The organism is Pseudomonas sp. B2M1-30 (genome assembly GCF_025447575.1).
Classification (GTDB): domain Bacteria; phylum Pseudomonadota; class Gammaproteobacteria; order Pseudomonadales; family Pseudomonadaceae; genus Aquipseudomonas; species Aquipseudomonas botevensis.
Genome location: NZ_JAOEJT010000018.1, coordinates 69,147 through 92,607, shown reverse-complemented (window position 1 = coordinate 92,607; position 23,461 = coordinate 69,147). Strand labels below are relative to the sequence as shown.

Genomic DNA, 23,461 nt, shown 5'->3' with positions numbered 1-23,461 from the left:
CAACGTGAAGCGAACGGATCTGGCGGAAACCTTCGTCACGGCAGTGACGGATTTCGATATCAACACGGCTTCGCTGGATGAGATTCGTGGCATTCAGGAGCTGGTCTACGAACGTAAAGTGGTGGCACTGAAAAACCAGACGTTGACCCGTGAGGGCTATCAGCAGTTCGCGGCGTGCTTCGGCGAACTCGAACAGTTCAAGCTCAAGAGTTACCACGATCCGGCGTACCCGAACATTCTGGTGATCAACAACCGCAACGGCTCCGGCGCAGTCGGCGCGCGCAAGCTCGGCAACATGTGGCACAGCGACTCCAGCTACCTGGCCGAGCCCCTGCCGCTGACCATGCTTCATGCGCAACAGCTTCCAGAAGCGGGCGGTGACACGCTGTTCGTGGACATGCAGTCGGTGTATGACGACCTGCCAAAGGATCTGTACGAGCGGGTGAAAAATCGTCAGGCGGTACACGACGTGCGCTGGACCTACAAAGTCAAGGAAGACGATGTCGGGGAATCGATCCAGGAAATCTTCACGCGCCTGGAGCAGACCTTCCCGGCCAGCACTCACTCGACCGTTGCCGTACATCCGCGCACCCAGCGCGAAAGCCTGTACGTCAATCCGGGTTACACCACACGCATCAGCGGTTATTCGCAGGAGCAAAGTCGAGCCCTGCTCGATGAGCTGTTCGCGTTTGCCCTGACGCCGGAGCGGATCTTCAACTACCAGTGGGAGCCCAACGACCTGCTGATCTGGGATAACCGTTCGGTGCTGCATTGCGCGACCGAGCTGCCGCGCGAAGCCCAGCGGGTAATGTTCCGCATCGGCGTCAACGACGGTGAGTTCTTTGCCCCGAGCGTGCTGCAGGAGCATGTCGCATGAGCAAGAAGCGCGTACTGATCGCCCATATTCTGGGCGCCGAAGGCAAGCAAATGCTGCGCGAGCGTGACGACATCGAAGTGGTGGAGTTTGCCAACACCATCGAGCAGGGCCAGTTCCAGGCCTTGCTCGAGAGCTTCGATGAAGTTCACGGCGTGATCCTCGGCCTGACCCGCTTCGGCACTGCCGAACTGCAACGCACACCGGGCTTGCAAGTGGTGTCGCGGATCGGCGTCGGCTTCGACGCGGTGGACATTCCGGCGATGACCGAGGCGGCGATTCCGGTGATGGTCTGCGCCAACGCCAACCACCGGGCCGTGGCGGAACACACCCTGAGCTTCATGCTGTCGCTGGCCAAGCGCACCGAAGCGCTGACCCATCTGGTGCGCGACGGCAACTGGCATCAGCGCTACGACTACCTGCCGACAGAACTGGAAGGTCGCGAAGTGCTGCTGGTCGGTTGCGGGCGGATTGGCGCCCGTGTCGCCACGTTGCTGGTGGCGCTGGGGATGCGGGTCAAGGTGTACGACCCGTACCTCTCGCCACGCCAGTTGCCTCAAGGCGTGGAGCCGGTCGCCGTGCTGGAACACGCACTGGCAAGCGCCGATTACGTCAGCCTGCACTGCCCGAAAACCGCCGAAACGGTCGGCCTGCTGTCCGCCGAACGTCTGGCCCTGATGAAGCCGCATGCCTACGTGATCAACACCGCCCGTGGCGGCATCGTCGACGAGCAGGCGCTGTATCAGGCACTGGTGGAAAAACGCATCGCCGGTGCGGCACTCGACGTGTTCCTGCCGGAGCCACCGCCACACGGCACCGGTCTACCGAGCCTCGACAACGTGATCTGCTCGCCGCACCTGGCCGGCGTTTCGCGCGAGGCGGTCAGCCGCATGGCGAAACTGGCCGCCGGTAACGTGCTCAACGTTTTCGACGCCGAACCGAACCACGACAACGCGGTGAACCCGCAGGTGTTCGACCGTGCGGTTCACCTGGCGCAAGCGAACTCCGCCGAAGCCATCCCTTACCCAATCTGACTTGTGAGCAATGGAATGTACTTACGCTATCAGCTGTTCGATGACCAACGTGACGCGATGATCCTGATCGCCCGGATCATGATCCTGATCCTCTACGGCTACTTCGGTTTCACCTACGTCACCGACCACGGCAGTTTCGTGACCTACCTCAAATCAGTGGATGCACCGATTCCGGAGTTCACCGCGATCGTCGCCACCATCGTCGAATTCTTCGGTGGCCTGGCCCTGCTGTTCGGCTTCTGGACCCGGCCGATCGCAGCACTCTTCGTGCTGTACACCATCGGCACCGGGATCATCGGCCACGCGTTCTGGACGACCACCGACCCGACTGCTCATCACACGCTGTTCGTGCATTTCTTCAAGAACGTGAGCATTGCCGGCGGTTTCCTTTTCCTCTGCCTGTTGGGGCCTGGAAAGTACTCGATCGACAAACGTTGATCTTCTGGCGGCGGGCGCAGTCATGCGCCCGCCGTTTTTCTATTCAGTCCCTGCGGATATTCAAGATGAACGAATTGATTGAACCGGTTGCCGACCTGCGCGACTGGCTGGCACGGGCCGAGAAAATCGGCGAACTGCAAACCGTCTCGCAAGCCGTCGACCCGATTGAAGAAATGAGCGCCATCACTTACCTGGTGGCCCGCCAGCCCGCCTCACCGGCGGTGCTTTTCGATCAGGCGGACTCGCCGCTGGGCCTGCGTCATTTGTGGAACATCTTCGGCCCGAGCGTGGCGCGCACTGCGATCACCCTCGAAGAGGCCCCGGACACGCCGACCATGGAACTGATCCGGCGTACCAAGGACAAGCTCAAACACAGCATCGCCCCGCTTGAGATCGCCGCCGAAGCCGCGCCGATCTACCAGAACACCCTCACCGGCAACGACATCGACCTGACCCGCCTGCCGATTCCCAAACACTGGCCGCGCGACGGCGGTGCCTACGCCGGCACGGCAGACGCGGTGTTCACCCGGGATCTGGAGTCCGGTTACCTCAACGTCGGCACGTATCGCATGATGATCCAGGGACCGCGCGAGGTCGGCCTGTCGCTGGCACCGGGCAAGGACGCCCTGCGGCATATCCATCAGGCCTGGGCCAGAGGTGAAGCGCTGCCCGTGGCGGCCGCCTGGGGTGTCGACCCATTGATGATGGTGGTGGGTTCGCAATCGTTGCCGCCCGGCGTCAGCGAGTACGATTTTGCCGGCGGTATCAAAGGCAAACCGGTTGAAGTGGTGCGCGCGAAAAACTCCGACCTGCTGATCCCGGCCGCGGCGGAAATTGTCATCGAAGGCGTCATCCGTCCGGGTTCGACCCGCGAAGAAGGGCCTTTCGGTGAGTTCACCGGCTACTACGGCTACAAGGACATCGACTGCCCGCTGATCGAGGTCACCGCCCTGCACTACCGCACCCGGCCGATTCTGACCAACGCGCTGATGGCCGACTTCCCGTCGAACGAGCAGAGCGCGTTTTTCTCCACCATCCGCTCGGCGAAGATCTGGAACGACCTCGACAAGCTCGGCATCCAGGGCATCAAAGGCGTGTACTGCCCACCCGCCGCTGCCGGCGCCTTCGGCATGATCGTTATCAGTCTCGAACAGAAATACGCCGGGCATGCCGCACAGGCCCTGGCCCTCGCCGGCCAGGTGCCGGGCGGTGCGTACATCACCAAATGGATCGTCGCAGTGGACGAGGACGTCGACCCGACCGACATGAATCAGGTGCTGTGGGCCATGGCCACCCGCGCCACGCCGAGCGATGACATCGACATTCTGCGCAACACCCGTGGCTCGCCGCTGGACCCGGCACAGAACCCGCCGGAAAAACGCTTCTTCGGCTCCAAAGCCCTGATCAACGCCTGCAAGGATTACCGCAACATCCGCAACTTCCCGACCCGCACCCTGCTGCGCCCAGCGGTCTACGAACGGGTGCGCGAGCGCTGGAGCGATCTGGGTCTGCCGGGCGAAGCGCCGGTGGTCAACGCCTTCGACACGGCGGTGGATTCCCATGAGTAGCCCTGAACGACGCATCGTGGTCGGCATCAGCGGTGCCAGCGGGGTGATTTATGGCGTGCGCACCCTGGTGCTGCTGCGTGAGCTGGGCATCGCCACGCATCTGGTGATGACCAAATCGGCGCAAGTCACCCTGGCCCATGAACTCGACATGAAAGTGGCGGATGTCAAAGCCCTTGCCAGCGTCGTCCACGATCCGGCGGACATCGGCGCTTCGATTTCCAGCGGTTCGTTCAAGACCCTGGGCATGGTGGTGACGCCCTGCTCGATCAAAAGCCTTTCGGAAATCTCCAGCGGCATCACCGGCAGCCTGCTCAGTCGCGCGGCCGACGTGACGCTCAAGGAGCGCCGGCCCTTGATTCTGATGGTGCGGGAAACCCCGTTGCACCTGGGCCACCTGCGCAGCATGACCCAGGTCTGTGAAATGGGCGGCATCGTGATGCCGCCGGTGCCGGCGTTTTATGCCCGGCCGCAATCCATCGAAGACATGGTCGACCACACGGTTGGCCGCATGCTCGATCTGTTGGGACTGGACACCGGGACGGTACGTCGCTGGGGTTGAAACATCGCAGTTGGCTGCACCTTCGGCAAGCGTGCTTCGACGCCTTGCCGATTCGCTCTTTCACAACCTGACCCAAACAACAACGTTGCGTTTGCCTGCCCGCTCGATACGGGGCAGGCAACGCAACGTCGCTTCACTGCAACACTCACCGGCCGCGCTTCGGCGTGCCGGTCAGCATTCACTCACGACATCGACCTCGTCGGTGTACAGCCGCAACACGGTCAACAGGCCGGCGGCAACGAACGCCAGGGCTATGATCGACAAGGCGCCGGTGGCGCGCCCCGGCCCTTCAAGGGTGGCGCCGAGCAAGGCGATACCGGTCACCCCGCCACATTGGCGCGCGGCATTGAGTACCCCGGAACCGACGCCGACCTTGCCGCTCGGCACACTCGCCAGACAGGCGCCGACGATCACCGGCAAGGTCGCACCGCCCAGGCCGATCAGCAGCCCGCCGATCACCAGGCTGACGCGATCCATTCCATACAACGCCAGCAACGCCGCCCCGAGCGCCCCGCAGAGCATGCCGGCAGCGCCCACCGAACGGGCACCGAAGGCATTGGACAAGCGCCCCGAAAGGCTCGCCATCACCCCGGTGGCAATGGTCATCGGGATCATCGCCAGACCAATCTCCACCGGCGTGCGGCCCTGGCCTTGCAACGCGAACGGCAGGACGAACAGACTGCCGTAATACGCCAGGGTTTGCAGAAACCCGGCGCCGATGGCGGCGGAAAAGGTTCTCGACTCGAACAGATTCAGCGGCAGCATCGGCTCACGCTGGGCACGCTGCGAATAGATGAACGCCGCGCCGCAAACCAGCGCCGCCAGCAACGTCGCGATCACCCAGGTGTTGCCCCAGCCCCACACCGGCCCTTCGATCAGGGCGAAGATCAGCGACACCAGCGCCAGTGCCGACAGCACCTGCCCCGGCCAATCGATCGAACGCGGCTGAATGGCGAGGCGACTGCCGCGCATCGCGCAGCAACTCAGGGCAATCAGGCAGAACGGCACGTTCAGATAGAAAATCGACCGCCAGTCAACCAGCTCCACCAGCAGGCCGCCGAGCATTGGCCCGCTCACCAGCGCCAGCGCCGAGATCCCGCCCCATAGCGCCACCGCCTTGGCCCGCGCCTGGGTATCGGGATACGCCTCAACCAGCAGCGCCATGGAACTGGGCAGCATCAACGCCGCACCGATGCCCTGAATCGCCCGCGCGGCAATCAGCTCGACCACGCCTTGTGCCAGGCCGCAGGCCACCGACGCACCGGTAAACACCAACAGGGCGAACAGGAACACTTTCCGCGCCCCCAGCCGATCGCTCAGCGCCCCGGCGGACAACAGCAGGCTGGCAAACACCAGGGTGTACGCGCCGGCAATCCATTGCAGCCGATCCATCCCCGTTGCCAGGTCATGCCCGATGCTCGGCAGCGCCACGTTCAGCGCTGTGACATCCAGCGCGACCATGAACGAACTCAACGCCACGCTCACCAGAACAGGAGCCGCCGAGGCGGGTCTGGCCGCCAGATCCATTGACAGGGTTTTGCCCACTTTCCAACACCTCACTGTGTATTCAGGGGCGATCCTGAGGCGGTGCGGGTGCTTCGTAAAATTAAATCTCGATTAGCCGAACATAAGAGGAACTACTGAGATGATGAACCTGATGCATTGGCGCCTGCTGGTCGCCGTGGCTGACGCCGAAAATGTTTCCCGCGCCGCCGAGCGCTATGGCATTACCCAGTCGGGCGCCAGTCAGGCCCTGACGCAAATGGAAGAAGCGCTGGGGGTGAAAGTGTTCGTCCGCGACCGCCGCCAGACCACCGCGACTGCCATCGGACAGCAGATCATCGACCGCGCGCGGCGCATGCTCAGCGAGTTCGAATCGATCCAGAACCTGGTGGATGCCTCGCGCGGTTGCCACCTGGGGCGGATCAAACTCGCCAGTTTTCCTTCGGTGTTCGCCAACCTGCTGCCGCCGCTGCTGCAAAGCTTCAGTCGCCTGCACCCCGGCATCGAAATCGTTTCCCTGGAAGGTACTGACGAGGAAGTCGAGCAATGGCTGGCCAACAGCAGCATCGACCTGGGCGTGGTGATGAACCCCTGCCCGTCCCGTGGCGCGCTGCTGCTGGGCCGCGACTCGTGGGTGGCGGCCGTCCCCGCCAATCACGAACTGGCGCGCCGCTCCTCGTCCAGCACCGTGGCCCTCAAGGATCTGGTGGAAGAACCGTTCATCCTCGCCACCGGTGGTTGCCACCTCAATGGCCAGTCACTGGTCGAACGCGAAGGCCTCAAGCTCAAGGACATCAAGATCACCGTGCGCGACTGGACCACGGCGTTTGCGCTGATCAGCGAAGGCATGGGCATCTCCATCGTGCCGGCCTCGACCCTGCCGGTGGATCGTCGGGGCATGCGGGTCTTCGAGTTGAGCAAACCGATCTATCGTGAGTTCGGTCTGGTCTGTTCGCCCGCCGGTGAACGCACACCTTCGGCCCAGGCGTTTCTCAATGAAATCCGCAAGTCGACCCTCGGCAACGACATCCCGATGACCGTTCGCAGTACCGAAGCAAAAGTCGCCTGAATGGACATAAGAGCACCTAATGATGGGCGCATAAGATCGTAATTTTACCGATCGATGACATGACACCAATATGTCTGGAACGAGGTTCACAGCCGTTTCCGGCCTGGAACGGCAACACGTTCGGGTACGCGTTGCCCGCTTATAAGGAGATACCCATGAAACTGTACTTTGCCCCCATGACCTGCTCCCTCTCGCCGCACATCGTGCTGCGTGAACTGGGCCTGCCCTTCGAGCTGATCCGGGTCAACAACAAGACCAAAGCCACCGCCGACGGCCGCGACTTCCGCGACCTCAACCCCAAGGGTTACGTCGCAGCCCTGGTGCTGGACAACGGCCAGGTGCTGACCGAAGGCCCGGCCATCGTGCAATACCTGGCCGACCTGGTGCCGGGCAATTCCCTGGCCCCCGCCAACGGCACCTGGGAGCGCACCCGCCTGCAGGAACTGCTGAACTTCATCACCTCGGAAATCCACGGCGGGAGCGCGCCGCTGTTCAACGCCGACATTCCCGAGCCGACCAAGGAAATCTTCCGCCAGAAGCTGTTCAAGCGTCTGGACTACCTGAACAAGGGCCTGGTCAACAAAGACTTCCTGCTGGGCGCCTTCGGTCTGGCCGACGCCTACCTGTTCACCGTGCTCAAGTGGCTGCCGTTCTTCAACATCGATGTGAAGGACTGGCCGGAACTGGCTTCGTTCATGGAGCGCATCGAAGCACGTCCAAGCGTACAGGCTGCGATTGCCGCCGAAGAAGCCACGCAACCGGTTTAATCACGGATGACAGAGGCCAGTCGATGCTGGCCTCTGCCTCACTTCAATCTGGATGAAGACCCCTATGCAGACCATTGAACGCGTCCCAAGCGGCCACGCAGGACGTAGCCGTTCCTGCGCCTACGCCAACATCGTTTACACCGTCGCAACCTCCCCGGACACCTCGCTGGACATCGTCGGCCAGACCCACCAGGCCCTCGCCGCCCTGAGCGCCAGCCTCGAAGGCCTCGGCTCCCACCACTCGCGCATGCTCTCGGCCCAGGTGCTGCTGGCGGACATGGGCAGCAAAGCCGTGGTCGATGAGATCTGGGCCACATGGATCGGCGACAACCCGCAGCACTGGCCGCAACGCGCCTGTTACGGCGTCGACCTGGGCGGCAAACTGCTGATCGAAATCATCGTCACGGCGGCGCGAGGAACGGCTGATGACGCATAACGACCAGATCGACCTGGTGATCCGCACCTGCGAAGCCCAACGCAGTGCCGCCATGCTCGGCGGTCACCTGGACATATTCAGCTACCTGTTCCACCCAGACCTCATCTATATCCACGCCAGCGGTGTGGTCGATGACCTCAAGAGCTACCTGGAAAAATGCCGCTCCCGGGAGTTCATCTACCACACCCTGAATCATCAGATCGACAAAGTGACCCGGGTCGGCGAACTGGCGCTGGCGTTTGGCGAACTCATCACCACGGTCACCTCCGGCGGCGTGCGCAAACACCTGCACAACCGCACGCTCACCGCGTGGCAGAAAACCGATGAGCAATGGCAACTGCTGGTCTATCAGGCCACGCCGCTCAAACCGGCCGTGATCCTTGAGCCGGCCTGAGCGCTGCGGCGTGAGTCAACGCTCAATCGCGCAAACAAAAAGCCCTGCACGCTTGTCACGTGCAGGGCTTTTTGATTTGGGCCGGTTCAGCCTTTCGCGGCGCTGCCGGCCGCCTCGTCGATCAACGCCGCCACCTCCGCCGCGTGGGACGCCAGCGACGCATGACTGGCCTTCAGGGTAATGACCTTCTTCGCCCCCAGCCGCGACGACATGTGCTGCTGGTTATCCGGATGGATCATCCGGTCCTCGCTGGAAATCTGATACCAGCTCGGCTTGCTGCGCCAGGCTGGCGCGGTGATTTCATCGCCAAAGGTGCTCGCCAGCGGCGCCTTCTGCGTGACGGCCATCACCAGCGCTTCATCGGCGCTCAGATCCTGGCAGAAACTTTCGTGGAACTTGTCGGCCTTGAGCCAGAGGAATCCGTCGCTGTCCGGCGCCAGATTCGGTGCGGCGGCGGGCAGATGTTGCTGAGTCAGACCGCCGGGGCTTTCGCCCTTGTCCGGGGCAAACGCGGCGATGTACACCAGCCCGACGACGTTCGGCTGGTTGCCGGCCTCGGTGATGACCGCCCCGCCATAAGAATGGCCGACCAACAACACCGGGCCGCTCTGCTGGGCAATCATCTTGCGCGTGCGCTCAGCGTCGTCGGCCAGGGACGTCAGCGGCATTTCCACCGCATGCACATCCGTGTAGCCCTTGCGTGACAACTCGACAATGACCTTGCCCCAGTGCGCGGCGCCGCCCCAGAACCCATGCACCAAAACGATCGACGGCTTGTTGCTCATGGCCTACTCCTGATCTTGAGAAAGTGGCGCAGGGAGTATGGATCGGCTGGGGCGAAACGCGCTTCGGCCAGACAAAAGGCAATCCTGCGCCGCCATCAACGCCAAAGCGCCCGACGGTGCGGGCGCTTTGGTTAATTCATCGGCCTCAGATCTGCGCCGCCCCGCCGTCGACGAACAGCTCGATCCCGTTCACGAAACTGCTGTCATCCGAAGCCAGAAACAACGCGGCCTTGGCGATTTCGCTCGGCTCGCCCAGGCGACCCATCGGCACCACCGACGCCAGATGATCGAACAAGCCCTGGGTATGTTCGGCCGGCACCAGATCCGCCAGACCCGGCGTGCGCACCGGGCCAGGGCTGATGGCATTGACGCGGATACGACGTGGTTTGAGATCGAGCAACCACGAGCGAGCGAAGTTGCGCACCGCCGCTTTGCTGGCGCTGTAGACGCTGAAGTTCTCGGTGCCCTGCACGGAAGTGGTCGAGGACGTCAGCAGAATCGAGCTGCCGTCACGCAGCAGCGGCAGCGCCTTCTGCACGGTGAACAGCATCCCCTTCACGTTGGCGCCGAAGATGCGGTCGAAATGCTCTTCGGTGATCGCCCCCAGCGGCAGCATGTCACCGCCCCCCGCGTTGGCGAACAGGATGTCCAGATGCCCGGCCTTGGCGGCGATCTCGGCGTAGATACGATCCAGATCTTCAAGACTGGCGACGTCGCCGCGAATGCCGATGGCCCGTGGGCCGATGGCGGCGACCGCTTTGTCCAGTTCCGCCTGGCGCCGGCCGGTGATGAACACTGTGGCGCCCTGGGCCACGAATTCCTGGGCCGAGGCCAGGCCAATGCCGGTGGTGCCGCCAGTGATCAGTGCGATTTTGCCTTCGAGTCGGTTGCTCATGATGAATCTCCAGTTGCCGTTGAGTGAGGTGACGGCTGGGTTGTGTGCCGTTGGATGCCACTTTAGGGCTGAAGATTGATTGGAAAAATCCGTCAAATCGGTTTTGTTTGTACACATATATGCACAATAATCACTTCCGAACTCTTGCCGAGAAACACCCGATGGATCAGTTACTGGCAATCCGCGTCTTCGCCCGCGTCGTTGAAAGCGGCTCGTTCACCAAAGCCGCCGACTCGCTGAACATGCCGAAAACCACGGTCAGCAAACTGATCGGGCAACTGGAAAGTCACCTCGGCGTGCGCCTGTTGCAACGCACCACCCGCCGCCTGACGGTGACCGCCGATGGCACCTCCTACTACCAGTTGACCCATCCATTGATGAACCAACTGGAGGACATCGATCAGGGGTTCAGTCAGGCGCAGGGCTTGCCACGGGGCAAGATTCGCGTGGATATCGGCGGCTCAGCCGCGACGATGCTGGTGATTCCGCAACTGCCGAAGTTCTTCGCCCTATACCCGGACATCAAACTCGACCTGGGCGTCAGCGATCGCCCGGTGGACCTGATCAGTGAGCGGGTCGACTGTGTGATTCGCGGCGGTCGGTTGACCGAGCAGACCCTGGCCGTGCGCCGCCTCGGCGAGGTGTCATGGACAACCTGCGCCACCCCGCAATACCTGGCGCGGCACGGTACGCCGACGCATCCGGAGCAGTTGGCCGATCATCAAGTCATCACCTATCACTCGGCCTCCACCGGGCGCATTCTGCCAGCGCATTTCCAGCGCGGCAGCGAACGCCATCAGATCGAAGGCAAAGGCCCGGTCAGCGTCAACGAAAGCAACGCCCATCTCGCTGCCGGCCTCGCGGGGCTGGGGATCATCCACACCTTCAGCTACACGGTCAGGCCTTACGTCGAACGCGGCGAACTGGTGCCGATCCTCACCGACTGGCGCCCGGCCGCGTACCCGTTCCATGTGCTCTACCCGCCCAACCGCCATTTGAGCAACCGGGTGCGGGTGTTCATTGACTGGCTGGTGGAGCGCTTTGCGCAGGTCGACTGAGGTTACATCCGCACGCTGGCCTTTCCCGCCGCGAGTACGTATAACCCCAGCGTTTCGTCTAACCTGACTTTGCGCCCCACTTCATTAAGAAGCTGGCGCACCGATCCTGACGCTCATGAAACGGAGAATTCTATGCTCAAGCGTACCCTGGCACTGACCGCAGGCCTGGCCCTGTCCTTTTCCGCCCTGCTGGCGCACGCCCAGGACGTGCTGAAGGTCAGCGCGATTCCCGACGAAGCCCCGACCGAACTGCTGCGCAAGTTCGAACCGCTGGGTGCCTACCTTGAGAAGCAGTTGGGCATGAAGGTGCAATTCGTGCCGGTGGCCGACTACCCGGCGGTGGTGGAAGCGCTGGCGACCGATCGCCTCGACATGGCCTGGCTTGGCGGTTTCACCTTCGTTCAGGCGCGCTTGAAAACCGACAGCACCACCCCGGTGATCCCGCTGGTGCAGCGTGAGCAGGACGCGCAGTTCACCAGCAAATTCATCACCGCCGACCCGAACGTCAAAAGCCTGGCCGACCTCAAGGGCAAGACCTTCGCCTTCGGCTCGGTGTCGTCCACATCGGGCAGCCTGATGCCGCGTTACTTCATGCTGAAGAACGACAACATCAAACCGGAAGACTATTTCAGCCGCGTCGGCTACTCCGGCGCCCACGACGCCACCGTCGCCTGGGTACAGGCCGGCAAGGTCGATGCCGGTGTGCTCAACGCCAGCGTCTGGCAGAAACTGGTGGATGCCGGCAAGGTCGACACCAACAAGGTCAAGGTCTTCGCCACCACCCCGGCCTACTTCGATTACAACTGGACCGTGCGCGGCACCCTCGACCCGGCGCTGGCGGCGAAGATCAAAAAAGCCTTCCTCGACCTCGACCCGGCCAACCCTGAGCAGAAGAAGATCCTCGACCTGCAGGCCGCCAGCCGCTTCATCGACACCAAGCCTGAAAACTACAAGGGCATCGAGGAAGCCGCCCGCGCTGCCGACCTGCTGAAATGACCTTGCGCCTGACTCACGCCAGCCTGCACCACGCCAACGGCGTTCACGCCTTGCGCGGGGTGGACTTGCGAGTTGGCGGCGGCGAACAGGTAGCAATCATCGGCCCGTCGGGCGCCGGCAAGTCGAGCCTGCTCAACCTGCTCGCCACCGCCGTGCGCCCGAGCGACGGTGACGTCGAAGTGCTGGGCGAACGCGCCTGGCACCTGTCCGCCCGCCAACGGCAGCGCCTGCGCGCGCGCATCGGTCTGGTGCATCAGGCGCCGCCGCTGCCGCCCCGGCAACGGGTGGTGACGGCGGTGCTGGCCGGCAAACTCGGCCAATGGAACCTCGGCAAAAGCCTGCTCAATCTGTTGCATCCTCTGGACGTGCCCGGTGCCCGTGCGGCACTGGCGCGGCTGGATCTGGGCGACAAACTGTTCAGCCAGTGCCAGCAACTGTCCGGCGGCCAATTGCAGCGCGTCGGCATCGCCCGCGTGCTGTATCAGGCGCCCGAAGTGCTGCTGGCGGATGAACCGGTGTCGGCGATGGACCCGGTACTCGCCGGGCACACCCTGTCGATCCTCTCTCGGCATGCCCGCGAACATAACGTCACCCTCGTCGCCAGCCTGCATGCAGTGGACCTGGCGCTGTCGCACTTCCCGCGCATCATCGGCCTGCGCGACGGCCAGATCCTCTTCGACTGCCCGTCCGCCGAGGTCAGCCATGACATGCTCGACGCGCTCTACGCCAACGAACAACTGCAATCCCCGGTGCCGGTGGTTGCGCCTCTGACCGTGCAGATTCCTCGATGCTGAACGCCGCTTCACGCGACCCCGCCGCCCTGCCGCGCCTGCTGCTGACCCTGTTGGCGATCGCCCTGCTGTGGCCGGGCATCCAGCTCAGCGAACTCGACCTGGGCGTGCTGCTGCGCGCCGACAGCCAGAGCGAAATGGGCCGCTTCGTCGCACAGTTCTGGCCGCCCGCCCACGACGAAGCCTTTGTTGAATTGCTGGTCAAAGCCACCCTGCAAACCCTGGCCATCGCCACCGCTGGCATGGCCTTGGCGCTGCTGCTTGCGGTGCCGGCCGGCCTGCTCGCCAGCCGCGCCCTGTCGTTGTCCGCCGCCGCCCGCAGCGGTCGACCCAGTCGCCTCGGCAGCCTGCTGCGCTGGCCGGTACGCGGCTTGCTGATCTTTTTACGCAGCGTCCCGGAAATCGTCTGGGCGCTGCTGTTCGTCCGTGCCGTCGGCCTCGGCCCCGCAGCCGGCGTGTTGGCCATCGCCATCACCTACAGCGGCATGCTCGGCAAGGTCTATGCGGAAATCTTCGAATCCACCGACCAACGCCCGGCTCACGCCCTGATGCAGGCCGGCAGCGGGCGCCTGGCGAGTTTCGCCTACGGCATCCTGCCCAACGTCTCGGCGGAACTGCTCTCCTACACCGTCTACCGCTGGGAATGCGCGATCCGCGCCTCGGTGGTCATGGGCTTCGTCGGCGCCGGCGGCCTCGGCCAACAGATCGACCTGTCGATCCGCATGTTCGCCGGCGGCGAAGTCGCCAGCATGCTGCTGACCTTCCTGCTGCTGGTCCTCGCCGCCGACCAACTCAGCCGCCTGCTGCGCTGGAGGCTGACATGAACCGCCTGATCAACCTGCTGCTGATCATCGCCATCGCCGTGGCCGTGGTCGCGTCATTCGGCTACCTGAGCCTCAACCTCGAAGAACTCGCCAGCGCCAACAGCCTGAAACAAATGGGCGCCTACGTGCAGCGTTTCCTCAGCCCGGACCTGAGCGCCGGCTACCTGCGCGCGGTGTTCCACGGCGCCCTCGAAACCCTCGCCATGTCCGCCCTCGGCACCCTGCTCGCCGCCATCCTCGGCATCGCCCTGGCCCTGCCCGCCGCCGGACGCTTCGGCTGGCCCCTGCAAAGCGCCGCCCGCCTGCTGCTGAACGCCCTGCGCGCCATCCCCGAACTCGTCTGGGCCGCCCTCATGGTCCTCGCCGCCGGCCTCGGCCCCAACGCCGGCACCCTCGCCCTCGCCCTGCACACCACCGGCGTACTCGGCCGCCTGTTCGCCGAAGCCCTGGAAAACACCCCACCGGAACCGGCCGAGGCGATCCGGTTGCAAGGGGGGAATCCGGTTGCTGCGTTCTGCTACGGCACGCTGCCGAACCTGGCACCACAGTTGCTCGCCTACTGCTTGTACCGCTGGGAGAACAATATTCGGATGGCCAGCGTGCTCGGGTTTGTCGGGGCTGGGGGGTTGGGGCAGATGTTGTATGTGAGTCTGAGTCTGTTTCAGGAGGCACAGGCGGGGACGGTGATATTGGCGATGTTGGTGTTGGTGTTTGGGGTGGATTGGTTGAGTGGGTGGGGGCGGCAGAGGTGGGTTAAGGCGTAGTTAGGACCGTTAATAGAGTACTTCTCTCACCAATTTTATCGAGGTAGCAACTACGGTGGTCACTCTCGCGAATGACTGTAATCAACCGATTGTGTTGAAAAAGCCGGCTATGCTTCCGAAGCAGAAAGAATGCATGTGAAAATCTACCCCCTCAGTCTTCGCATGCAGACTTAAAGTTAACGTAGCGTGCGCTAAAAAAGAGAATTAACCAAACAACCATTCGGCCGCCTCAAAAAAACCTTTGCAACAGAGTCAACCATAAGTGGTATTTATAATATTAACGATCGACTGCGAACGTCTATACTCCCTACACATCGATAAAAATTTAACAGCAATATACTTGCTCACCTAACAAATGGCTCGTGGGTTTTTACGGGCAATGTGACAGTACCACCATACTTCCAAACGTTATTACGCGATCAAGAAAGGCGCCTAAATCGCGTATATCACCACCACTTGGGACAGGTCCCGAGGACAGTCACCCCTTATAAAAATGCCCTATCCACCATCCAATGATAAACTCCTTCAATCTGAGCACGGGCAAGTCCATAAGTACGAACAGCATTTGCTTACCTCCAGGTATCGTGATCAGCCGATCCAACAATATTGAAGTTGCTTTCATTGCTTTAGCAGATGGAAAAGCATCTCCGTGACTTCTCAGAAGCAAGCTCTCTAGCGCCAAATCGTAGTCATGATTATAGTCAATCAACCAACGCGCCAGAATAAATTTGAGTATTAGCTGATAATGACTATTAAGCTCAGCTTGCCCGCCCCCTATGAATTCACATAAGACAGATAGCTTCGAAAGCTCTGCAGTCGTATCATTTTGATAAACATGTTCGAGAAGGGCTGGGGAAACTGACAAAAATTGGTGTTTTCGCTCTGCCAAGCCAAAAATTGCCTTAGCATATAACTCGTTTGTAATTAGCCCACACTGCGACAAAGCGTTTACTACTACTTGGAGCCAAACGCTATCTTTAACCTGATAAGTATTGGCAGCGAACCCCCTTGAATAAAAATCCTCAGAAACAAATAGCGCCCCCCTCTCTTTAGCGATAAAGTACGGCGCAACACCACCAGCATTCGTTTCGACCAACTTATCCGTTAGCTCGTCGGACTCCCTAGGAAAGTTATACTCAACGACCTCACAAACCTCTTGAATTTTGTTGATAATTTTCACGATATGAGCATTACCAGAGGATGCGACGCTAAGAAGTTCTGCTCTATCAACAGACATCATCTGCAATGTCTGCAAAGTACTGTGCGATACGATGACACTGCCGAAAAACTCTTTTAGAGCATCCAAAATCCCCAACTCCACTACGACCTTGGCAGCATAAGTGTCGAGAATTATCGGTCTGCCTTGGTAACTATCAACTAGCTCCATCGCGACCTGCCGTTCTTCCTGTAACCCCACGCAGGTGCTAATCATCCCGCCTCTGGATCGAACGAGATCGTAGACATCAAAGATGTTCTTATTGCTTAACCCTGAAGCAATTTCGAGAGGCATGCTCTTATCAAGAATCTCACCAAATAGAGTGTCATCCCATTCAGCTTTCCGTTGCATGAATGCCAACAATGACTCGATGTTGTCATTTTCAATTCGTAAAGCCCACAATCCTCCCGCTGTTGGAAACCGAGTTTCATACGTTCGGCATATCTCATGGAACGCGTGGAGGTAGGGGTGCTTTACCTCATCAAGCTTCCACACAATGTCGCCCTGTAGCTTTTCTTGAGTGAATTCGTAGCCAACGCCTTTCCCCCAGACGTGCTGGGTATAGAAGTCGACTTTTTCCGGGGAAAGATTTAGGAGGTCTTCAGTATTGAGATCAACTGACTTTTCAATTATCTGTCCTTCTGAGGGGACAAGGCGGTAAAAATATCCATTTCCGACGGTCATGGTGTTATCTAAAATGCCATCTTTCTCAACCATGAGAAAGGTGCTGAAGAAGCCTAGCGCTACCGGAGCTGAATCAGGATTCTCCACCCATATTTGATAGGCCTCAGCGAGAGCCTCCGCCCCCTGCCCAAGTGATGCCCGTACTCTCGCTACATGCATTCGCTGCTCGGGAGTTCCGACTAAAGAGCTCAGCTTATACGTTTGGAAGAGCTTCTTCAGTGCCAAAATATCGTGACTTAACTTGGCAATATCGCATAGCACGATGAAAGCAAATAAATCTTCTCCACCGTCATTTAAATACTTTTCGACCAAGGGGACAGATCGCTGAAAATCATTACGCTTAAAGTAAAAAAAACCAGCCAGAAGTTCAAAGCCCTGGGTATTTGGGATGATGTACTTCTCAAAAAAAGCGACGGCCTCTGCTCTTATTGGATGTTCGTTGAGAAAGCCCAATGCGAGCATATGTTTCAACTCATAATTTTCACTAACAGCAGGATGAAACTCAAGCCGAAGGACAATTTCTCGCCATAGCATCAAGAAGCGGACAAGCTTCATGTAGTGAAAAAACTCAATGGCTTCACTTCGCTCTGTGACTCGATTGTGTCCATACGCATGAGCCATATTGGCGATAGAATTAATTTTGCTCGCAGCTGCAAATTCAAAAAGCAGCAACCTACCTCGACTGTCTAGCTCACAGCTTGAAAGAAGCTGCGTTAATTGGTCTTTACCACTTGCTTTGCCCACAAAAGCCCTAGCAATGTACACCACTATTCGAGCATGATTGGCAAATGGCTCATCAAACTTATCAAGAGCATAATCTTGAAAACCGCTCAAACTATGCCAATCTTTTTTTGCTAATTTATTTAGAAATCTAAGTTTTTTTGCATTGATAGGATCAGTTACCTTTTGTACAGCTTGCTCGAATAGCTCAGCTTCTTGAAGATCAATCAAATTTCGCGCGATCGTTTCGATAATTTCTTGATCACCTGCCAGCTCAGCCAGCACATAAGAACACTCTTTTACAAGAGCATCAATATTACCTGAAAGCTTATATAGGATCAGGAGATATTGAATATTCTGGAGATCACTAGCATGAGCAACCCTATCGCTTGACTTAAACTGCTGCCATTCAGCATTTATATAGTCGGCAGCTAACTTTAACTCGTTTACTTCATCCTGAGAGAAAGTGAAGCCATTGGCGGTTTGACGATTATCAACATAATGTTGAAGTATGCCGATGGCTATAAGGTTTTTGGCCTGTGCGTCGTCGGGATACTCTTCTAGGAATTTTTGAGCCATGGCCCTCCACCCCTCAATCCGTCGTGAGGCAAGGAGGTGAATGTGCGCGATACGAACAGACTGGTTCAATTGCAGCCGTTCACCAAACTTGTCAAACGGATCTACAAAAGTATCTTTATTATGATATTTGATTCGAGCGGCTTGTAAAATAAACCCTGCTAAATTCTCGTTATCAGGGTACTCACGAATTTTTTCGCACCCATACTCCAGCGCTTTGTCACAGTCATCCTGAAGTATATATGCCAATGCCTGGAATGCTATTGCCCGTTTGTCATCAGGGGCGTAAGTACAAGCTTCGAGAAGGAGGTTTGGAGCTTTAGCAACATTTCCCAACTGATGATGACAGAGGGCAATATTTGCTTTAATACGAAACTTTAAAAGATCGGTGAGATTATCTTTTTGGTCTACTAAAAGCTTTTCAAATGATACCAACGCAGACTTTACAGCCCCAGAGTTCATTTGCTCGCGATAGTGATCAACTTGGCGGTCAAACTCAGTTTGAAGATCTCCCGCCACCCCCTGGGCCAATGCAGCGTGCTGAACTGCAATTGACTTAGAGAGAGCCTCAGCAATCGTGTCAACATCATTTATTATCACAGGGCCACTATTTGGCCCATTGATCGCAACGCTCGAGTTTTCCGCAGAAACGTTCGTGGCAATAGGCTTCCATCCTAGGCGGCTGATGAGATCCCTAATACCCACTATTTTTTCTCTTTATTATGATTAATTGTAATATTTCCAGAATTTTTCCCATTGAAAGCTGCGGAACCATTGGCTGCCTTGACATTGACATTTCGATTTCGTACGAACTTAAAACTCACCACCACTATCAGGCACAGCATCAATGCGCCGCCCAGTATCAACTCAGGATTCTCAGCCAAGGAAAAGCTCATTCCAGTACGCCTCCACTCGTTATTCAGATCCTAATCGTACCCGAGAGGGTAGCGATGTGCCATTCAGCATCGCTAAGGAGCGACCTTGCTGGCGTGTGAACTCGTACAGTAGACGTTTCGGAGCATTGAGCTGTTTGTTCAAGCCTGATTTAGATGGCTGAATACACTTGCCCTAGCTGCATCCTCAAAGGCCTAGCTGCTGCTGGCAACCTCCGCATAGCGGACTACGTCGGGATGGTCCAGAGTGAAAGCCTTATCAACCGTATGCTCGAGAGCAACTTTTGCCGCTCACAGGCGGCTGCTATTAATCACCAATGGCTTTCATCACTAGACGTAAAAAATAGCTCAACGCTCGCAAATTAGGCGACCATTTATGAGTGGCCATTGGCTGCCATACAACCAACCTCCGTCACCAGTTATCCTTCATGCCCAACGAATGAAAGAAATCAGCAGTTTGGGCATAGCCTTTAGGTTTTGTCCTACAGCCGGCACTTGAGCATTTCGGTAGCGTTGAGCTGTCGAAACCTCGATTCGGGATTCACGCACGAACAAGGATGATTCATGAGCGACCAAGGAAACGTTCCAAAACCCGCCCGACCTAACCCTTCGAGAAATACGGTTTACCGTGGCGTCGAGCCAGTCGATCTGCATGCGCAGCGCTGGGCAGAGTATCCCGAGGCGCCGGCGAAGAAGCCGGCGGTGGTAAAGGAGCCGGCGGAGCCAGGCTTCTACATCGTTCAGCAAGTCATGCCGCGCTCTGCGCTGGAAGCGGCATTATTCGACAAGCCGGACGGTGCAACGCTCGAGAAATTCAATCGCCTCAATCCTCACATCACCGGCTACGCCAAGCCTGGTCAACTCATCGTTTTGAGCGATCCGAACAATCCCCTGTGTACCCCTGAAGAAACGTTGCTCATGGAAGCCGCGCAAAAGGTGGACGCTGCGCTGAAGCCCATGACCGACGAAGAAGCCAGCTTCATGGTTCGCTATCGGAGCCAGATAGAGTCTGTTCTTTCGCAAGGCTCAACCTCAATCGGTGTAGGGGAAGCGATCTTCGCCAAGAACCTGGAAGACGTGAAAACCTCACTGAAGGAAATCGAGGCCCTGCATCAGAAAAGCTTTAAGCGTGACGGCCACTTACGCAGCCAGGACTTTTTTGCGGAACGTGCAAGACTGTTCGCCAAGCTCGACCGGCAGCTCACCGGGCTGACCAGAAAAGGCATCGGTTTCCCTGACCACCCCAGTCTGAAATCCGCCCTCGGCATCTCAAGCAGGAGCCTGGTGCATCACTGGAGCCTGGCGGGCGCTCCGGGGCAGATTCCCGGCTATGCCACGCACGCGGCAGGCATCGCCAAAGCGGCCAAGGTTGTTAAGTATGGCGGCTGGATCGGCACCGCCGTAGGCGGTGGCGCGTCGTACATGAAGGTTCAGGAAGTCTGTGCGGCAGGCAATAAAGATGCCTGTGAAAAGATCAAGTACACCGAGAGCGGCAGCTTCATTGGTGGCGTGGCCGGCGGTGCTGCTACCGGCGCGGTTTTGAGCGGTTCCACAGCGGGTGTTATCTGTGTAGGTTTGGGTGTACCTACGGGCGGCATGGCCACTCTGGCATGTGGCGTCATCGTTGTCGCAGCAGGCTCATACGCTGGAGGTAGCGTTGGCGGGGCAACGGGCGAATGGGCCGGTGAAAAGATTTATGAGGCGGGAAAATGAGTTTGAACGTTGTTGATACGGTCCTGCTATCCATCGCCGTGATTGATCTGGCAGGGCTTCTTGTTTGGATAGGCGTCTGTTTGCATCTGGGCTACACGAAAATGGATCTGATGTTGGAGCATTTGAAAAACTGCCAGGCCATCATGACTCGTGCTCCGCTTCGACATGGCGGACCTTGGGGCAAGCTTTTGCTCGTCGGTGGTATTTCGGGAATTGTTACCTTCCCGAAATTCTATTTGAAAAGAGGCGAGCTAAGCTCCGAAGACTTGGCCAGTTTCCCCGCGGCCCTTAAACGCAAGTTAGCCGTGCTGCAATGGAGCGTGATTGGGCTGCTACTGGTGATGATCTGCTTCGGGGTAGCGGTTAAGTCAGGTGTTATTTAGTGCTGCTGCCTACTGAGTCGCGCCTATTTCATTAGCGCATCCCAAACATACATTCAGATACCCATGAAAACCGCCATCCTCTCCGACACCAATGGCCTCCTCCGCCCCGAAGCCCTCGCCGCGTTGCAAGGCTGCGAGCGGATCATCCACGCCGGTGACATCGGCAACGCGGAGATTCTGGATCAACTCTCCGCCATCGCTCCCGTCCACGCAGTACGGGGCAACAACGACCTGGATCTTCCGTGGGCCAGCGATCTCCCCGACCTCCTGACCTTCGATCTCAACGGCTGGCAAACGCTGTTGGTGCATGACATCGCCGACGTCCCTGCCGACCTTGATGCCGGCATCAAACTCGTCATCACCGGCCATTCCCATAAACCCTGCATCGAGTGGCGTGGGGAGCGGCTTTATGTGAATCCGGGCAGTGCCGGGCGGCGGCGGTTCAGGTTGCCGGTGACGTTGGTGTTGATGGAGGTGTCGAGGGATTCGCTTGAGCCGCGATTGGTGTCGCTGGTGGATTTGCCGGGCTGAGGGTGTGCTTTGGCGGGTGCGGTGAGTCGTTGGGGATCGGGGTTTTCTCGGTGGAATTTCTTGATTTAAACGGGCCTGTTTAAAGTCACTCGCCGTAACTTCATCGAGGCTACAACGCCTTGCGTCATTGCCTACGACTGCGCCAGAATCCGCCGGCTTGTGCCTCTACGGCGGGGGTTTTATCGTTTCCTGGTCACTGAAAAACAGTGATGGGGTTTGGTAGCCCCGGATGATCGTAGGTTGCATAAGCATCATGTTTTGCGATGCCTGACAGGCTCCGCATTATGGTGGTCATGCACAGGGCGTCTTCGGGCGCGCCGGTTTCCTATGTCCCGGTCTACCAACCTGAGCATGGCCGCCACCCATTCGTTTGGTAGCGAAAAGTGACGGCTCCCATTTGGCGACATAGGAGTTTCACGATGATAAAACCAACACCCAACCCACCCGAACCCAATCTCGAAACCGACCCCACCTCCCCCTACGAATCCCCCGATTCCAAGAAATTCCACGACGCCGCCGAGCGTGCGCTGGATCATTACCTCTCCCCGGCCGCCCGGATCATGTCGTCCTGCAACGAACCGGAAGCCATGTACCTCGCCAATCCGAAATACAACACCGAATCCCTGCTCGCCAACGCCAGCGAAAACCTCGGTTCGGTCACCGAGATGCTGAGCAACTTTGCCGCCACCCTCGATCACTCGCATCGCAAGACAGCGCTGGGGATCGCGCAGGTGGTGATGGTCGCGGAGTTGGCGGTGAATCAGGCGCTGGATCATGTCGAGCTGACGTAACGGCTCGCCCCCTGCAGCCGGATCAAGCGATGGCCGGCGACTGTCTGTTGCAGCAGACGGTCGTCGGCCAGATGACGCCAGTCGCCCGGTGAAGATTCAGCCGATCGCCGAGGCAGGCTCCAGCCAAATCACGTCGCTCACTTCAGCCCTCACAGGCTGATGAACTCGCGAATGGCGCGGATGGTGTGAGTCGGCGCTTCTTCCATCAGCCAATGCCCGGCGCCGGGGATGACCAGTTCCTTGACGTTGACGGCGGCATTGCGCATGACGATGGCTTCGTTGTTGCCGAAGGATTTTTCGCCGCCGACGGCCAGTACCGGCATGGTCAGTTTGTTTTGCATGGTCGCTTCGTTGTCCTGCGCGTCCTGGCGGATGGCGCGGAACTGGGCGAATGCGGCGTGCATGGTGCCTGGGCGGGCGTAGAGTTTGGCATAGTGCTGGCGGGTCGCTTCGTCGACCTTGGCGGGGTCGCCGGCAAACTCGTTCCAGAAACGGTCGAGGTAGATTAGCTCACGGCCGGCAACCAGCCGCTCGGCGTCCGGGCCGCCAAAGTCGAAGTGCCAGAGCATCGGCGAGCGGACGATGTCGTTCCACGGGGTAATGCCGGGCACGGGCGCATCCATCACCACCAGTTTGTCGGTCAGTTGCGGATAGCGCGCGGCGTAGGCAAAGGCGACCATGGTGCCGATGTCATGGCCGACGATCACCGCGTTCTTGATGCCCAGCGTCGTCAGTACCCCATGCACGTCGCCGGCCTGGGTTTTCTTGTCGTAGCCACCTTCGGCCAGCGACGACAGACCGAGGCCACGGAGGTCGGGCACGACGACGGTGTGATCCTTGGCGAGGTCGGCGGCCAGTGGCGCCCACATGTCACCGGTGTCGCCGAAGCCATGCAGCAGCACCACGGCCGGCCCCTTGCCGCCCACGCGCACATGGATTTTCGCCCCTTCTACCGCGATGTCTTGCGTATGAAACGACGACGGGAACGCGCTCACGTCGGCACGCGCTGGAGCGCTGACGACAACGAACAGGGAAGCGATCAACAAGGCTCGGATCATCACGGCGTCTCCAGTGGGTGGTTGGAGGAGCGTAGACCTGTTTGGGCTGTTCGCAGGGGCGTGGCGGACGGCTCGCTTACTGGCAGGCTGGAAATTCGCCAGGGCAACGCTGCTGCCCCAGGCTTGTTCGCGGCCCATGTA

Annotated in this window: 24 protein-coding genes; 18 read left to right on the top strand and 6 right to left on the bottom strand. The window is 59.1% G+C overall.

All coding sequences use genetic code 11. From position 1 onward, the window contains the following. The first annotated feature begins 4 nt into the window (after nt 1–4). The 5 genes from N8H74_RS26290 to N8H74_RS26270 all read left to right on the top strand — a co-directional run bounded on the left by N8H74_RS26290 (nt 5) and on the right by N8H74_RS26270 (nt 4,473). Nucleotides 5–877, top strand: a complete 873-nt coding sequence (locus N8H74_RS26290; protein WP_262151478.1) for a TauD/TfdA family dioxygenase — start codon at nt 5–7, stop codon at nt 875–877. Beyond that, entirely contained in the window at nt 874–1,908 is a 1,035-nt protein-coding gene (locus tag N8H74_RS26285) for a hydroxyacid dehydrogenase (protein WP_262151476.1), read from the top strand. The genes N8H74_RS26290 and N8H74_RS26285 overlap by 4 nt, the downstream gene beginning before the upstream one ends. A 15-nt stretch (nt 1,909–1,923) precedes the next feature. After that, nucleotides 1,924–2,346: a DoxX family protein gene (locus N8H74_RS26280; RefSeq protein ID WP_262151475.1), complete on the top strand. Its 423-nt coding sequence runs from the start codon at nt 1,924–1,926 to the stop codon at nt 2,344–2,346. A 65-nt stretch (nt 2,347–2,411) separates the two neighbouring features. Next, nucleotides 2,412–3,914 carry a UbiD family decarboxylase gene (locus tag N8H74_RS26275; RefSeq protein ID WP_262151473.1) on the top strand — a complete coding sequence of 501 codons (1,503 nt, stop codon included), beginning with the start codon at nt 2,412–2,414 and terminating at the stop codon, nt 3,912–3,914. Further along, entirely contained in the window at nt 3,907–4,473 is a 567-nt protein-coding gene (locus tag N8H74_RS26270; RefSeq protein ID WP_217834237.1) for a UbiX family flavin prenyltransferase, read from the top strand. The genes N8H74_RS26275 and N8H74_RS26270 overlap by 8 nt, the downstream gene beginning before the upstream one ends. Nucleotides 4,474–4,644: 171 nt before the next feature. Here the strand turns inward: N8H74_RS26270 and N8H74_RS26265 are convergent, their stop codons facing one another. Continuing rightward, the gene (locus N8H74_RS26265; RefSeq protein ID WP_262151471.1) at nt 4,645–6,018 is read right to left on the bottom strand and encodes a DHA2 family efflux MFS transporter permease subunit; all 1,374 of its coding nucleotides are present in this window, start codon (nt 6,016–6,018) and stop codon (nt 4,645–4,647) included. A 100-nt stretch (nt 6,019–6,118) separates the two neighbouring features. Between N8H74_RS26265 and N8H74_RS26260 the strand changes: the two genes are divergently transcribed. The 4 genes from N8H74_RS26260 (at nt 6,119) to N8H74_RS26245 (ending at nt 8,642) form a co-directional block, all read left to right on the top strand. Beyond that, nucleotides 6,119–7,045 carry a LysR family transcriptional regulator gene (locus N8H74_RS26260; RefSeq protein WP_217834239.1) on the top strand — a complete coding sequence of 309 codons (927 nt, stop codon included), beginning with the start codon at nt 6,119–6,121 and terminating at the stop codon, nt 7,043–7,045. Between the two features lie 155 nt (nt 7,046–7,200). Then, a complete protein-coding gene (gene gstA, locus N8H74_RS26255; protein ID WP_217834240.1) occupies nt 7,201–7,812 on the top strand; it encodes a glutathione transferase GstA in 612 nt (203 codons plus the stop codon). Between the two features lie 64 nt (nt 7,813–7,876). Continuing rightward, the gene (locus N8H74_RS26250) at nt 7,877–8,248 is read left to right on the top strand and encodes a Rid family hydrolase (protein WP_262151468.1); all 372 of its coding nucleotides are present in this window, start codon (nt 7,877–7,879) and stop codon (nt 8,246–8,248) included. After that, entirely contained in the window at nt 8,238–8,642 is a 405-nt protein-coding gene (locus N8H74_RS26245) for a nuclear transport factor 2 family protein (protein ID WP_217834243.1), read from the top strand. The genes N8H74_RS26250 and N8H74_RS26245 overlap by 11 nt, the downstream gene beginning before the upstream one ends. A gap of 86 nt (nt 8,643–8,728) precedes the next feature. Here the strand turns inward: N8H74_RS26245 and N8H74_RS26240 are convergent, their stop codons facing one another. Further along, entirely contained in the window at nt 8,729–9,427 is a 699-nt protein-coding gene (locus N8H74_RS26240) for an alpha/beta hydrolase (protein ID WP_262151466.1), read from the bottom strand. 145 nt (nt 9,428–9,572) lie between these two features. After that, nucleotides 9,573–10,322: a glucose 1-dehydrogenase gene (locus N8H74_RS26235; RefSeq protein ID WP_262151464.1), complete on the bottom strand. Its 750-nt coding sequence runs from the start codon at nt 10,320–10,322 to the stop codon at nt 9,573–9,575. A 161-nt stretch (nt 10,323–10,483) separates the two neighbouring features. On the opposite strand from N8H74_RS26235, the gene N8H74_RS26230 reads away from it, so the two are divergent. From N8H74_RS26230 to phnE, 5 genes are all read left to right on the top strand, one after another. After that, on the top strand, nt 10,484–11,380 hold the full coding sequence (locus N8H74_RS26230; RefSeq protein WP_262151462.1) for a LysR family transcriptional regulator: 897 nt from the start codon (nt 10,484–10,486) through the stop codon (nt 11,378–11,380). Nucleotides 11,381–11,512: 132 nt separating this feature from the next. Further along, complete coding sequence (locus N8H74_RS26225; RefSeq protein ID WP_217834251.1) at nt 11,513–12,376, top strand: putative selenate ABC transporter substrate-binding protein; 864 nt, start codon at nt 11,513–11,515, stop codon at nt 12,374–12,376. Beyond that, a complete protein-coding gene (locus tag N8H74_RS26220) occupies nt 12,373–13,170 on the top strand; it encodes an ATP-binding cassette domain-containing protein (protein WP_262151460.1) in 798 nt (265 codons plus the stop codon). Before N8H74_RS26225 ends, N8H74_RS26220 begins: the two co-directional genes overlap by 4 nt. Then, nucleotides 13,164–13,991: an ABC transporter permease subunit gene (locus N8H74_RS26215; protein WP_262151458.1), complete on the top strand. Its 828-nt coding sequence runs from the start codon at nt 13,164–13,166 to the stop codon at nt 13,989–13,991. The genes N8H74_RS26220 and N8H74_RS26215 overlap by 7 nt, the downstream gene beginning before the upstream one ends. Beyond that, entirely contained in the window at nt 13,988–14,755 is a 768-nt protein-coding gene (gene phnE, locus N8H74_RS26210) for a phosphonate ABC transporter, permease protein PhnE (protein WP_262151456.1), read from the top strand. The genes N8H74_RS26215 and phnE overlap by 4 nt, the downstream gene beginning before the upstream one ends. A gap of 478 nt (nt 14,756–15,233) precedes the next feature. Here the strand turns inward: phnE and N8H74_RS26205 are convergent, their stop codons facing one another. Both N8H74_RS26205 and N8H74_RS26200 read right to left on the bottom strand, forming a co-directional pair. Then, the gene (locus N8H74_RS26205; RefSeq protein WP_262151454.1) at nt 15,234–18,656 is read right to left on the bottom strand and encodes a hypothetical protein; all 3,423 of its coding nucleotides are present in this window, start codon (nt 18,654–18,656) and stop codon (nt 15,234–15,236) included. Then, entirely contained in the window at nt 18,656–18,847 is a 192-nt protein-coding gene (locus N8H74_RS26200) for a hypothetical protein (protein WP_262151452.1), read from the bottom strand. The genes N8H74_RS26205 and N8H74_RS26200 overlap by 1 nt, the downstream gene beginning before the upstream one ends. 561 nt (nt 18,848–19,408) lie before the next feature. Here N8H74_RS26200 and N8H74_RS26195 point away from each other — a divergent pair. From N8H74_RS26195 to N8H74_RS26180, 4 genes are all read left to right on the top strand, one after another. Further along, a complete protein-coding gene (locus tag N8H74_RS26195; protein WP_262151450.1) occupies nt 19,409–20,557 on the top strand; it encodes a hypothetical protein in 1,149 nt (382 codons plus the stop codon). Continuing rightward, nucleotides 20,554–20,940: a hypothetical protein gene (locus N8H74_RS26190; RefSeq protein ID WP_262151448.1), complete on the top strand. Its 387-nt coding sequence runs from the start codon at nt 20,554–20,556 to the stop codon at nt 20,938–20,940. Before N8H74_RS26195 ends, N8H74_RS26190 begins: the two co-directional genes overlap by 4 nt. 63 nt (nt 20,941–21,003) lie before the next feature. Then, complete coding sequence (locus N8H74_RS26185; RefSeq protein WP_262151446.1) at nt 21,004–21,471, top strand: metallophosphoesterase family protein; 468 nt, start codon at nt 21,004–21,006, stop codon at nt 21,469–21,471. Nucleotides 21,472–21,890: 419 nt separating this feature from the next. Further along, entirely contained in the window at nt 21,891–22,262 is a 372-nt protein-coding gene (locus N8H74_RS26180; protein ID WP_262151445.1) for a hypothetical protein, read from the top strand. Nucleotides 22,263–22,411: 149 nt separating this feature from the next. Here the strand turns inward: N8H74_RS26180 and N8H74_RS26175 are convergent, their stop codons facing one another. Continuing rightward, on the bottom strand, nt 22,412–23,320 hold the full coding sequence (locus N8H74_RS26175; RefSeq protein WP_262151444.1) for an alpha/beta hydrolase: 909 nt from the start codon (nt 23,318–23,320) through the stop codon (nt 22,412–22,414). Nucleotides 23,321–23,461 lie beyond the last annotated feature (141 nt).